Consider the following 13,228-nt stretch of genomic DNA (forward strand, 5'->3'; position numbering starts at 1 on the left):
ATCGCCGAAGCCCACGGCTGGACGGCCAGCGTCACCGACAGCGACGCGGGCGGCGCGCGCTTCGAGTTCCGGACGTAGCCGCAAACCCCGTACTCGCGCAGTCGCCGTACCCGGAGCACCTCACCAGAGCTCCTGCCCAATCCGGATACGAGACCGCCCCCTCAAACTAGTTCATCCCGACCGTCGAGAGCCGGCGCGTGTACTGCCGCACGAGCGTCCCGCGGTCGTCGTAGAGGCGGACGCGGAACTGCTCGCGGTCCATCGTCGTGTCGACGGCCGACGCCTCGACGGTGAACTCGTAGGGCGGGTCCGTGACCTCGAGCAGCCGCTCGCCGCCCGTCCTGACGACCACGCGGTCGACGCGCTCGGCGTTCGTGACCTCGCAGGCGACCGTCTCGCCGCCGGCTTCGGTCGCGCACGCCAGCTCCGGCTGGGCGGCCGTCGCGCCCTCCGAGCCGCCGATTGCGGTGCCGAAGTCGACGGTCATCGCGCCCGCGGCGAACGTGCCGACGACGAGGACGGCCGCGAGGAAGACGGCGAGCATCGCCGTCGGGAGCCGGCGGCCGACGCGCTGGCGCAGCCCGTCCGAGCGCCGCCACCGCAGCGCGAGCGGGATGACGACCGCGTGGTGTATCGGGCCGTAGACGAGGACGAGGGCGCCGTACGCCATCGTGTAGTCGAGGACGGCCCAGTCGACGTACGAGTGGAGGACGTTCGACCCCGCCCAGAGGAAGCAGCCGAGGAAGACGAGCGCGCCGCTCTTCAGCACTCGCCAGCTCGGGGAGTCCGCGTAGTAGACGGTCTTCGCGGACCGCCAGCCGCCGCGGACCGCGCTCGCGACGCCCGCGGCGAGCGACGGCGCTCCCGACTCGGAGGCGTTATCCACGGTGAGTCACCTCGCGTGGACGTTCGCCGCCTCGCCGGGTGGGGGTTGTCCCGAAGACGTTCGCGAACTCAGGGCCCGATCTCCCAGACCTGCGAGAGCAGGAACCAGTTCAGCGCCCACAGCACGACGAAGACGCCGAAGAACACGAGCGTGAGCACGAACGTCCCGCGCATGCTCTGCTCGTGGGGCGGCGCGGCCGCGCCGCCGTCCGGCGAGAGCGCGCGGTCCTCGACGATGGGCGGCGTGAAGCTGTCGCCGACGAGGAGCGTGCCGACGGCGACGACGACGAACAGCGCGCCGCCGAGCACTGAGAGGATGGCCGCGACGCCGAAGACGACGAAGAACGGTTCGGCGGGGGAGAAGTCGAACGCCGTCCCGGGGATGTCCATCACGGACGGGTGCCGGCGGGGCACGCCGAACAGCAGCCCGAGGTACATCATCATCAGGCAGACGACGGCCATCGCGCCGGCGTAGAAGAACGGCTGAATCGAGGCGAGCCGGCCGGCGAACCAGTCGCGGCCGAACACGAGCCGGAGGACGTAGTACGCCAGCCCCATGAACGCCAGCGTCGTGCCGAGGACGACGGTTGCGTGGAAGTGCCCGGGGACGGCGAGGTTGTTGTGCCAGCTCATGTTGAGCTGCATCTGCCCCATCATCACGCCCGTGATGCCGCCGAGGAAGCCGAACAGGATGATGGAGAGAATCGTCGAGGAGAACCCGGGGTCCTTCCACGGGGCGGACCACAGCCAGCCGAAGAGGCCGCCGCCCGCGCCCTTCCGCCGGCGGCCGGCCTCCAGCCCGGCGGGGATGGCGAACGCGTGAATCATCGACGCGACGACCGCGCCGTACGCCGCGTAGGAGGTGTTCCACATGCGCCACGACGACGACAGCGCGGGGTCGGACATCAGGTGGTGGGCGCGCCGAGGTTGATGAAGAAGAGGTAGAGGACGAACGCCACCCGGGAGACCTTCTCGGAGGCGACCTCGGCGCCGCCGATGACGTGCGTCATGAAGTACCACACCGTGATCATCGCGAGCAGGTTGATCTGCTGGCTGCCGTGGCCGATGGTCCAGAACATCTGGCGGTACCACGCCGCGTCGAGGTGCTCGAGGAAGCCGATTCGCCAGAGGAACGCCGGGGTGAGCGCTGTGATGCCGCCGACGAGCGCCTCCAGCGCGATGACCGCGGTGACGAACGCGCCGAACGTGATGAGCGGCAGCGTCTCCGTCGGGTGCTCGCGCTTCTCGTGCCACAGCGTCACGAAGAAGGGGACGGCGGCGACGAGCGCCCCGAGCAGGAACAGGACGGCGCCCGCGAAGTACGGCGCGGGCGACGGCAGCGGGACGTACGACGTGTAGAACGGCGCCTGGTTCGGGAGCTCGTAGGTGGCGATGCTGTAGACGGCGAGCGCGCCGCCCCCCAGCATGATGGCGTACCCCGCCCAGCCGAGCTTGGGGACGGAGAGCCGGCGCCCGAGGACGAACGGCCCGCCGACGTAGAGAATGGCGATTTCCATGAACACCATCCAGAACAGGATCATGAACCACGCGTGCAGGCTCGTGAACCGGTAGTACTGCCCGGGGTCGAGGAAGCCGACTGCCTCCCAGCGGGTCATCGCGACCGTAATCGCGAAGACGCCGCCGACCGCCAGCGAGACGATGGCCGTCAGGCCGAACAGTTTCACGAGGTCCTCCGCGGACTTGTGAATCGTCAGCCCCGTGACGCCACACTCCCTGAAGCCGTCGTCGTCGTACTCGAACGTGCTCAGTCCGAACATCTCAGACCACCTCCACGACGCCTTTCATCCCCATGCCGACGTGGGGCTCGCAGTAGTACTCGTAGACGCCGGCTTCCTCGAAGGTCGCCGACGCGCTGTACCCCTCGTTCTCGAGGGCCTCGACGCCCTGCCAGTCCGCGCCGTCGGGCCGGGACGCCACGACGACGTTGTGGTTGTCCGAGACCCACTCGAAGTTGACCGTGGTCCCCGAGGAGACCTGCACGGCGGTGGGCGCGAACGCGTACGGGCCGCCGTTGCCCTGGGCGCCCACTTCGACGGTCACCTCGCTCTGGCCGGTGGCGTCCGTCGGCTCTCCCCCGAAACTGCCGGTCGCGCCGCCGCGGCGCTGGCTCGTGAACCAGCCGTCGTAGGCGGCCTCCGAGGCGTCGCCGGCGTCGCTGCCGGTCTCGACCGGCTCGTGGTCCTGCACGACGAACGTCCCGTGCATCGAGCGGTGACCGACGCCGCAGAACTCGTTGCAGACGACGTGGTAGGTGCCCGTCTCGTCGAAGGACATCTCCACGACCCACTCGTAGCCCGGGAGAACCTGGAGGGAGATCTGCTTGCTGAGGTTGTCCTCGGGGCGCACGCCGAACCCGTGCTGGACGTCGTAGGAGCCGAGATGGAACTTGTACGTCTCGCCCGGCCGCAACACCACGGGGAGGCCGTCCCACGCCCACTGGAGCGCGCCGACGTAGACGTCGTTGCCGTCCGGCACGAGCAGCTCCTCGCCGTCGACTTCGAGCGTGCCCGCGGCTTCCTTGAACGACTGGACCTTCTGGCGGTAGCGCTCCGTGCTCACCTCGTACGTCTGGCCGGTCTGGTTCTGGTCGCCGAACTGCGTCCAGCCGACCATCCAGCCGAACAGCGACACCGCCCACGCGCCGGAGATGCCCAGCCAGATGGACTCCCGGCGGTTGACCTCCTGGTTCCACCAGTTGCCCTCGGGCGACTCGAGCGGGGAGTGGTCGTCGTCGCTCATCGAATCACCCCGCGGGCACGGTGAAAATGTCGATTACGCCCCACAGCACGTACGAAACCATGAAGTACAGGACGGCCGCGCCCGCCAGCAGCCACTCGCTGTCCAGGAGCTGCTGGGGCCACGGCGGCCGCTCGTCGTTCTCGGTACCCGGCATAGTGGAGCGTCGTGACGCTCCACCGGTGGGCGTTGTCCCGAACGCGTTCGCCGGGATTCCCAGCGGCTGACAATCGGTTCTCCACGCAGCGCCGGGGCCGGAACTGTCGTTCAGGACAGTCGCCGACGTCAGGCCTCCGCCGCCAGCCAGTCCAGTTGCGCGGTCAGCTCTTTTCGGCGCTGGCGCTCGATAACCGTCGCGTCGAGCATGTCGCCGACGACCGGCACGTCGAGGGAGAACGCGGTTCGCGCGGTCACCTCGCAGCCGCCCTCCCCGCGCGGGTCGACGACGTACTCCGTCCACATCGCCTCGAAGATGCCCTCGCGCTGCTCGTAGGCGAGTGCCGCGCCCTCGCGCTCGACGACTTCGAGTTCGAGTTCGATGTCCGCGACGCCGACGCGGTTCGCGACGGTGATTCGGTCGCCGTCGACGGTCACCTCGTCGAAGCCCGCCGCCATGACGAACGCTTCGAGGTCGGCCATCGCGTCGCGGACGGCGTCGGGGCCGACCGCGAGGCGGCGCGTCTCCGTGACCTCGTTCATGGAGTAGGGTTCGCCACGCTCCCAAAAGCAGATTGTCCACGCTCCCAGCCCGCGGGAACGTCAGTCGTCGGCGGGCGCGTCCGCGTCGCCGAGCGTCCCCGCCGCGGCCTCGTCGGTGACCGGCCGCACGCGCACCGCGCACTGCTTGAAGTTCGGTTCGTCCGAGCGCGGGTCCGTCTCCGGGAGCGTCAGCGCGTTCGTCTCCGGGTGGTGAATCGGGAGCCAGACCAGTCCCGTCGGAACGGCGTCGTCGACTTCCACGCGCACGGGCACGGTCGCGCGGCGGGACTCCACGACCGCGACGTCCGCGTCCGCCGCAATCGCCGCGCCCTCGACGGTCTCGGGGTTGACGCGCGCGAGCGGGTTGGCGCGCGCGTCCTCGCCGCGGGAGCGCACGCCCGTGTTGTACCCGTCGGCCTCGCGCGCGGTCGTCAGCGTGAGCGGGTACGTCTCGTTCGTCGGTTCCGGGAGCCCCTCGTGGCGCCCGGTCGAGAACCGCGCCTTCCCCGACGGCGTCGGGAACGACCAGTCGCCGTCGTCGTGGTAGCGGTAGCCGCCCTCCGAGACGGCGTCCGGCGCCGGCCAGCGAACCGCCTGCTGCTCGTCGAGGCGCGCGTAGCTGATGCCCGAGAGGTCCGCCTGCGTGCCCGCCGTGAGCGCCGCGAGCTCGTCGAAGACGTCCCGCGGGTCGGGGTCGCCGAGCAGCCCCGGCACCAGCAGTTCACCGATTGTGGTGACGATGTCGAGGTCCGTGCGGACGTCCGGGACGAGGTCCGAGGCGGGCCGGACGCGGGAGACGCGGCGCTCCATGTTGACGGCGGTGCCCGAGGACTCGCCCCACGTCGCCGCGGGGAGGACGACGTCTGCGAGGTCCGTGGTCTCAGTGTGGAAGGCGTCCTGCGCGACGAGGAACGCGTCCTCGAGGTGTTCGCGCGCCGCCGAGGCGTCCGGCAGGCCCGCCGCGGGGTTCGTCGCGACCGTCCAGACTGCTTCGACGGGGCCGTCGTCGATGGCGTCCACGAGGCCGACCGGTCCCGGGCCGGGGTCGTCGGGGAGCCGGTCGACCGGGACGCCCCACGCGTCCGCGACGACCCGCCGCTCGTCGGGGTCCGCGAACGACCGCATCCCCGGCCACGACCCCTTCGAGGAGCAGACCCGCGTCCCCATCGAGTTCGCCTGCCCGGTCAGCGAGAACGGGCCCGTGCCCGGGCCGAGGTTCCCGGTCGCGAGACAGAGGTCGACGAGCGCGCCCGCCGTCTCCGTGCCCTGCGTGCTCTGGTTGACGCCCATCCCCCAGTAGACGAGCGTCTGCTCCCGGAAGGCGTCGGCGAGGTCGTCGACGGTCGCCACGTCGACGTCCGCGGTCGCCGCGGCGGCCTCGGGGTCCGGGAGGTCGCCGCGGAGTTCCTCGAACCCGGTCGTGGCCTCCGCGACGAACGCCTCGTCGACGTCGCCGCGTTCGACGACGCGGGCGAGCACCGCCCGCGCGAGCGCGAGGTCCGTCCCCGGTTCGATTGCGACGTGTTCGTCGGCCTGTCGGGCGGTCTTCGTGCCCACCGGGTCGACCACCACGAGGTCGCTGTCTTCGGCGCCCGCGCTCTCCGCGATCCAGCGGAACATCACTGGGTGGGCGACTGCGGGGTTCGCGCCCCAGACGACGTGCGTCTCCGCGTCCTCGATGTCGTCGTACGTGCACGGCGGCGCGTCGCTGCCGAACGCGTCGTAGTAGGCAGTGACCGCGCTCGCCATGCAGAGGGTCGTGTTGGCGTCGTAGTACCGCGTGCCGAACCCGGCGCGCGCGAGCTTCCCGAGCGCGTACGCCGCCTCGTTGGTCTGCTGGCCGCTCCCGAGCACGGCGACGCTGTCGTGGTCGCGGTCGAGCGCGGCGCCGAACTCGTTGGCGATTCGCGAGAGCGCGACGTCCCACGTCGTCGGCTGGAGGTCGCCGTCCATCCGCACGAGCGGGCGCGTCAGCCACGTCCCCTCGGGGGACTTGGTCTCCTCGACGCCCCGCGAGCACGCCAGCCCGCGGTTCACGGGGTGGGTGACGTCGCCGCGCACGGTCCCGATGCCGTAGCCGGCGTCCACGCGGTCCGTGAGGTGGCCGCAGCCGACCGCACAGCGCATGCACGTGGTCTGGACCGGCTCGCTCACGCGTCGTCCACCTCGCCGGACTCGCGGTGGTCGGCCGCGGGCGGACAGAGCTCTGGCGCGGCGTCCATCGGCGCCGTGGACGCGGGCGCGTCGTCAGTCATCGCTCTCGCCGGCCAGCGGCGTGCCGTCGGCGGCGGTCGGTGCCGGACTCTCCCCCTCGGCGAACGGGTACCACGACTGCTTGGCGTCGTAGAGACAGGGATCGGTGTAGCCGTCGACCTCCTCTGGCTCCGCGAGTTCGACGATGGTCTCGTGGCCGGTCGCCTCCACCCACTCGCGGAACGTCTGGCCGTCCTCGCGGAGCGCCGCGAACGCGTGCACGAGGTTCGCGATCATCCCCGGGAGCTCGTCCGCCGGGACGCGCTGGCGCACCCAGTCGATGAACGTCGGCTTCTCGCCGACGCCGCCGCCGACGCCGACGTCGACGGCTTCGACCATCTCGCCGTCCTTCCGGGCGCGCATCCCCTGGAGGCCGATGTCCGCGGTCATCGCCTGCCCGCAGTCCGCGGTGCAGCCCGAGAAGTGCATCTTGATGCGGTCGACGTCGTCGGGGACCTCGACGTTGTCGCCGAGCCAGCGGAGCAGCCGGGCCATCCGGGCCTTCGTCTCCGTGAGCGCGAGCGAGCAGAACTCCGTGCCAGTGCACGCCATCGCGCCCTGCTCGAAGGGGTTCGGTTCGGGCTCGTGTTTGCCCAGCAGGGGCTCCGCGAGCAGGTCGTCGAGGTCCTCGTCCGCGACGTCCGTGATGATGGGGTTCTGGCGGCGCGTCAGCCGGACCTCCCCGCTGCCGTACTCGTCGGCGAGGTCCGCGAGCTCGATGGCCTCGTCCGCGCGCAGCCTGCCGAGAGCGACGCTGAGGCCGACGTAGTTCCGGCCGTCCTTCTGGTCGTAGACGCCGACGTGGTCGTGGGCGCCGCGCTCCGTCGGCTTGCCGGCGTTGTACGTGTACCCGCCGCGGAAGTCCGTGCCCGCGGACTCCAGCTCGAAGTCGAGCCGCTCGTCGAGCGCGTCGCGGATCTCGTCGGTCCCCCACTCGTCGACGAAGAACCGCGCGCGGTTCTTCGAGCGGTTCTCGCGGTTCCCCTCCTCGTGGTAGAGTTCGACGAACGCGCGCACCGCGTCGTAGGCCTGCTCGCGCGTGACGAAGAGGTCCAGCGAGCGCGCCCGGCGCGGCTCGCGGCCGCCGAGGCCGCCGCCGACGCGGACGTTGAATCCCTTGACTTCCTCGCCCTGGACGAACTTGTGTGCGGGTTCGAGGCCGACGTCGTTCAGGGCGTCCTGCGCGCAGCCCTGCCGGCAGCCCGTCACCGAGATGTTGAACTTCCGGGGCATGTTCGCGAGGTCGTCGTCGCCGCGGATGCCCTCCTGAATCTCGTCTAAGAGCTCGCGGCTCTCGACGTACTCCTCGGCCTTCCCGGCGACCGGGCAGCCCGAGATGTTGCGCATCGTGTCCCCGCCCGCCGAGCGCGAGGAGACGCCGACGGATTCGAGCTTCTCCCAGATCTCGGGGACGTCTTCGAGCTTGAGCCAGTGCAGCTGTATGGACTGGCGGGTCGTGAGGTCGATCCACCCGTTCCCGAACTCGGGGTTCTCGGCGGGCCCCTGCGCGTAGTCGCGGGCGACCTCGCCGATGGCCCGCAGCTGGTCCGGTTCGAGGACGCCGCCGCAGTTCGTCAGCCGCATCATGAAGTAGCTCTCCTGGCCGCCGCGCTGGTGGAAGACGCCCCAGAACTTGAACCGGGAGAACCACTCGTCGTGTTCGTCCTCTGGAATCTCCTCCCAGCCGCGCTCGGCGAACTCCTCGAGTTTTTCTCTGACGTCGTCTCCGTACTGTTCGGCCTTCCACTCCTCTTTCTTGTGTGCCATCGTGATTTGCGTTTGGGCTTGTTTTCCGAATATATCCGAACGACCGTCGCGTCTGTTACAGCTATATCACTCTCTCGTCTAGATAATAAAGATCAGCGTTGAGAAACTCGAATTATCATACGTCCATGCAGACGAACGTCAGAAGCTAAAGGACCTTATATGGATTTGCTCGCCGACTCTCCGTCGATTGTGCCACGAACGCGCAGTAAGTCGGCCTTCGTGTTCACGTTCGTGAACGGGGTCGCGTCCGCGACGTCGACCACCGCGGGGTCGAGGCGCGCGAGCGCGTCGGCGAGCTTCCGGGAGCCGTCGGCGAGCGTTCGGTCGCAGGCGAACCGCGCTGCGTGGCGGCCGTAGACGGCGTGCAGCGGCTGCAAGTGGCCGTCCGCGCGCGGCACCGCAGCCGTGTCCGCGCGGTCGAACAGCCGCTCGAACAGCCCCGGGTCTGCGTGGGGCATGTCGCAGGCCACGACCCCGACCGCGTCGCCGCGAGCCACGCGGAGTCCAGTTCGCATCCCCGCGACCGGTCCCTCGTCGGGGACGGGATCGACGGCCAGCCGGTAGTCGAGACCGTCGAGCGCGCTCGCGATGCCCGCGCGCTGGTCGGCCCGGCAGTTCACGACGAGCTCGTCGACGACGCCCGCGAGGCGGTCGGCGACGCGGCGCACCATCGGCCGGTCGCCGACGGGCGCGGTGGACTTGTCCGCCTCGCCGAAGCGCGTCGACGCGCCGCCCGCGAGCACCAGTCCCGTCCGCATCAGTCGTCACCCGGCGCCTCCACCGCCGACGGCGAGGAGTCGCCGAAGCCCGCCTCGTTCGCGACGGTCGCGATTCTCGGCTGGAACACCCACGCGGTCAGCGCCAGAATCGGGACCATCGACGCCGCGACCACCGCGTAGCCCACGTGGAGGTTCGGCAGGAACTGCGCGGAGTAGACGAGCGGGTAGACGATGCCGCCGATGGTGCCGACGCCGCCGACGACGCCCGCGACCGCGCCCGAGCTGTTCGGGAACATCGCTGGCACCTGCGCGAAGATGGCGCCCTCGGCGAACGCACACCCCATCCCGACGAGGAAGCCCGCGCCGACCGCGAGCAACACCTCCCCCGACAGGCCGGCGAGCGTCATCCCGAACATCGACAGGACGACGAACGACATCGCCGTGAACGTCCACTGCTCGCGGTACTGCCCCGCGAAGAACGGGAGAATGTCGCGTTCGGCGCGCGCGAGCCGGTCGCTGACGTACCCACCGACGGGCCGCAGCAGGCCCGCTGCGACGGAAAAGGTCGCCGCGAACGTGCTCGCGAGCACGAGGTTGTTCGTGCCGAAGCCCTCGCGGTAGTAGGTCGCGAGCCAGCCGTTCATCGACAGCTCGAGTCCGAAGGTCATCACGTACGCGAGCGCGAGCACGAGCGTCCCGTAGCGGGTGGCGGTGTGCGCCCACCCCGAGAAACTCGCGCTCTCCTTGGTCGCCTGCCGCTTCTCCTCGCTCTTGGCGGCCTCACCGAGCGCGAAGTACGCCACGCCGAGCAGGATGGAGACGACGCCCGTGTAGAAGAACGCCGCCCGCCAGTTCGTCGAGAACAGCGGGCCGCTCCAGTTCGCGCCGAACACCCGGGGGAGAATCAGCGCGCCGCCCGCCGCGCCGGCGTTCCCGACGCCCGCGTAGATGCCCTCCGCGAGCCCGAGGTTCTCCTCCTCGAACCACTCGGCGACGTGCTGGATGCCGACGACGAACGTGATGCCCGCCGTCGCCACGATGAGCCGCTCGACGAAGAACACCGCGTAGGACTGCGCGAACGCCGACGCGATGGAGAACACGCCGACGTACCCCAACACGATGGCGAACACCGACGGCGCGCCGAACTTGTCCGAGAGCCAGCCGGTGAGCACGCGGCCGAACGGCGCCAGCCAGATGTTCGCGCTCGCGAGCAGGCCGATCTCCGCCAGCGACAGCCCGAACTCGCTGGCCATCGGCTCGGTGAACGGCGCGAACGAGAACCAGATGAGAAACGAGAAGTTGAACCCGACGGTCGCCAGCAGCAGCGTCCGGTACTTGGTCATCCGAATCAACGCCATTCCTCACCCTCGCTCTCGCGCGAACGGTCACCAAACTCACGCAGACTATTCTGTTTGTCCACCGATTCCGATTCGTTCTCGATGTAAGCCCACATCGGTACGCGAAAAGTCGACTACTACCAACTACATTAAGCTACGCGTTGACGTTCATTCGATAATACCGACTATCGACTAGCAGGCAGCCAATATTAGGACGTATACCACCACATTAAGGAGTTTGAACGGCCAGTTGTGGCGCCGAAAACGAGACGAATGCCGAATCCGTTCGGTCTCGAGGCGCGGAGCTCGCTGCGGAATCGGCGAACGAGCGCGCAATCGGCGCGCGGTCGAATTGTACGCCGAAGGTCGCGAATAGAGTGACTTCGTCCGGTACGGCGAGAATGAGGGGAGGGACAAGTAGTGGGACCGACCCGAGAAATTGATATAGCAGTATGCGATTTATTCGTTCGGTGGGTGGCGAGAGGACGGGAGGAGAACGAGAGAGTCACCTCTCCCAGACAACAACCACTCCCAACTGAGACGGTGACGCAGCACTGAGGCCACGAGTCCGGCTGTCACTGAGCCATCCCACAGTTCCGGCGTCAGTTCGACGAACCGACGACCTGCCGGGCGGGGAAGACGCTGTGAAGCGCCAGAGTAGACGCTGGGCTTGCGACAGAGATAACTTGTGGAACGGGTAGAAACACTCGCCACGGTCCTTGCAGAGCACCGTAGCCCGACGAACGAGCGGAACCCTGGCCGGGAACGAACCGCTCGCAACGGGCACGAAAGCGCGTCCGACGCCGGGCGAACACAGTATCTCCCCTGCTCGAAGCACGCCGTAGTCGAATGCTGTCGTTTCTTCGCTAGCAGCCCGCGAAGGCGGTGAGCGCTGTTGACTACACCCGCTTCTCGGGCGTCGAGAGCCCGCCGATAGTACTGGCCCGTCCTCGGGCTGCGGGCTGCCGGCGACGAGCGTTCGGCGTCGACGCTGACGTCCGTTGTCTGGTTTCTGCGCCGTGATATTCCGAGCCACGGAGCGAGGCGGAGCCGGCGTCTTCCCGGATCTCGTCCTCCGAACCCATCCGGAACGCGTGCACGCCACATGGTCGACGAGGCCACCTGCTCGAATCCCGATCTGGTCGGACGACAGCCGGGGATTCCGAGCGAGTTCCTGAACCGAACGCGACTGTATCGAGGTGGCGTTCGAGGAGCCAGTGACGAGCGCGCGACCGCGACCGAGGGAAACGTCGAGCAGCGGGTCGCGGGCGCGCGGGAAATCGCGGCGAACTCGAAATATTGTATCTGTCTCTGTAGGCCCACACTCCAGAATTACATATCTGCTTGTGTAGTCCTTCGAAATAGGTAATCACTGAATCTAGTACTGGATTTGCACCAAGTAGGGTACTGTAGTAGACGATAAGGTGTCTTATCTGCTCGTGGAGGAACACTGAAGTTCCCGGCTGTTGTGGGCGGAGGTATGGCTGGTGACGACCGCGCGGTCGTGAAGACCTACGTGCCCGCCGACCAGAAGGCGGACTGGAGCGAGCACGCCGAGGAGTTGGACATGTCCCAGAGCGAGTACCTGCGGACGATGGTGCAGGCCGGGCGACGAGGGTTCCTCGACGACGCCGAGGAAGGCGGTTCTGGGGACGCTACCCCTAGGGGTGGCGGCCTCGAAGACCGGGTCCTCGAAGCGGTCGGTTCGGAGGACGTCGTGTCGTGGGACCGACTGGTCTCGGAGCTCTCCGGGGACTTCGAGGACCGGCTCGACGACGCGGTCCAGTCGCTGGTCGAGCGCGGAGAGATTCGCCACGACCCCCGCGAGGGCGGCTACGTCCGCCGGGAGGACCGATGAGCGAGCGCGCCGCCGCGGGCCGCGGCCACGACGCCGACGACCCCATCGAGTACTTCCTCGAGGACATGGCCTACCACGGGAAGTCCGAGCGCACGCGGGAGGCGTACGGCCGCGTCCTCCGGGAGTTCGAGGCGTTCCTCGCGGAAACCGAGACGACGCCCGGGGAGGCCGACCGCCGGGACTGCCTGGCGTGGGTCCACGAGCTCCGCGGCGACCACGCGGACAGCACGGTGGCGACGTACGCCTCCTACCTCAACCGCTTCTACGGGTACATGACCCAGGTCGGCGAGTTCGACGGCAACCCGATGACGCTGGTCACCCAGGAGATGGACGAGGCCATCGACACGGACCCGACTCGCCGGGAGGTGTCCGTCGACCAGATGCGGTCGTTCGTCGACGGCATCTCGCACCCGCTGGAGCGCGCGGTCGTGCTGACGCTGCTGAAAACCGGGCTGCGCGTCGGTGAGCTCTGTAATCTCGACCTGCGGGACCTCGCGCTGGACGCGCCCGGCGTCGAGGCGGCCTACGACCTCGGGACGCGCGCGCAGCTCGACGGCCGGCCGGACACGCTGTTCGTCGACCCGGACGTGAGCCGCGGCGAGGTCGCGAACGGGGAGGAGCGGACGGCGTCGAACAAGCGCAAGCGCGCGACGCTCGTCCCGTCGACGGGGAGTTGAAGGCCGCACTCGTGCACTGGCTGGCGATTCGGCCGGACACGCCGTCGCCCGCGGAGCCGCTGTTCGCGAGCACGCGGGACGCGTGGGGCGAGCGGCTCACGCCGGAGATGGTGCGGTCGTTCGTCCGCGAGCACGCCGAGCGCGCGGGCTGGTACCGCAGCGGCGCGGACGCCGCCGAGAACGTCACGCCCCACTACTTCCGGCACTTCTTCACGACGCACCTCCGGGACCGCACGGGCGACCGCGGCGTCGTGAAGTACCTCCGCGGGGACGTCG

General features: G+C 69.1%; 11 protein-coding genes and 1 pseudogene. 2 read left to right on the forward strand and 10 right to left on the reverse strand.

The annotated features are described in order from the left end of the window. Positions 1-166 precede the first annotated feature (166 nt). The 10 genes from GJ634_RS10530 to GJ634_RS10565 form a co-directional block, all read right to left on the reverse strand. Positions 167-886, reverse strand: a complete 720-nt coding sequence (locus GJ634_RS10530) for a hypothetical protein (protein WP_157502754.1) — start codon at positions 884-886, stop codon at positions 167-169. A 68-nt stretch (positions 887-954) separates the two neighbouring features. Next, positions 955-1,791, reverse strand: a complete 837-nt coding sequence (locus tag GJ634_RS16465; protein WP_197425488.1) for a cbb3-type cytochrome c oxidase subunit I — start codon at positions 1,789-1,791, stop codon at positions 955-957. Then, entirely contained in the window at positions 1,791-2,663 is an 873-nt protein-coding gene (locus tag GJ634_RS16470; protein ID WP_197425489.1) for a cbb3-type cytochrome c oxidase subunit I, read from the reverse strand. Before GJ634_RS16470 ends, GJ634_RS16465 begins: the two co-directional genes overlap by 1 nt. A 1-nt stretch (position 2,664) precedes the next feature. Next, positions 2,665-3,645: a plastocyanin/azurin family copper-binding protein gene (locus tag GJ634_RS16135; RefSeq protein ID WP_231737019.1), complete on the reverse strand. Its 981-nt coding sequence runs from the start codon at positions 3,643-3,645 to the stop codon at positions 2,665-2,667. Positions 3,646-3,649: 4 nt separating this feature from the next. Further along, positions 3,650-3,799, reverse strand: coding sequence for a hypothetical protein (locus tag GJ634_RS15580; RefSeq protein WP_197425490.1), 150 nt, complete (start codon positions 3,797-3,799; stop codon positions 3,650-3,652). A 128-nt stretch (positions 3,800-3,927) separates the two neighbouring features. Further along, on the reverse strand, positions 3,928-4,341 hold the full coding sequence (locus tag GJ634_RS10545) for an SRPBCC family protein (protein ID WP_157502755.1): 414 nt from the start codon (positions 4,339-4,341) through the stop codon (positions 3,928-3,930). Positions 4,342-4,401: 60 nt separating this feature from the next. Further along, a complete protein-coding gene (gene nasA / locus GJ634_RS10550; protein ID WP_331714111.1) occupies positions 4,402-6,495 on the reverse strand; it encodes an assimilatory nitrate reductase NasA in 2,094 nt (697 codons plus the stop codon). A gap of 93 nt (positions 6,496-6,588) precedes the next feature. Beyond that, a complete protein-coding gene (locus tag GJ634_RS10555; RefSeq protein ID WP_157502756.1) occupies positions 6,589-8,361 on the reverse strand; it encodes a nitrite/sulfite reductase in 1,773 nt (590 codons plus the stop codon). Positions 8,362-8,516: 155 nt separating this feature from the next. Continuing rightward, positions 8,517-9,119, reverse strand: coding sequence for a molybdenum cofactor guanylyltransferase (locus GJ634_RS10560; RefSeq protein WP_157502757.1), 603 nt, complete (start codon positions 9,117-9,119; stop codon positions 8,517-8,519). Further along, complete coding sequence (locus GJ634_RS10565) at positions 9,119-10,438, reverse strand: MFS transporter (protein WP_157502758.1); 1,320 nt, start codon at positions 10,436-10,438, stop codon at positions 9,119-9,121. The genes GJ634_RS10560 and GJ634_RS10565 overlap by 1 nt, the downstream gene beginning before the upstream one ends. Positions 10,439-11,897: 1,459 nt before the next feature. On the opposite strand from GJ634_RS10565, the gene GJ634_RS10570 reads away from it, so the two are divergent. Together GJ634_RS10570 and GJ634_RS10575 are read left to right on the forward strand one after the other, a co-directional pair. Then, a complete protein-coding gene (locus GJ634_RS10570; protein WP_157502759.1) occupies positions 11,898-12,275 on the forward strand; it encodes a DUF5805 domain-containing protein in 378 nt (125 codons plus the stop codon). Beyond that, positions 12,272-13,228, forward strand: a pseudogene (locus GJ634_RS10575) (tyrosine-type recombinase/integrase); the annotation flags it as partial. The gene GJ634_RS10570 and the pseudogene GJ634_RS10575, both read left to right, overlap by 4 nt.

Origin of the sequence: Halobacterium sp. CBA1126, from assembly GCF_009741975.1 — an archaeon.
Classification (GTDB): domain Archaea; phylum Halobacteriota; class Halobacteria; order Halobacteriales; family Halobacteriaceae; genus Halobacterium.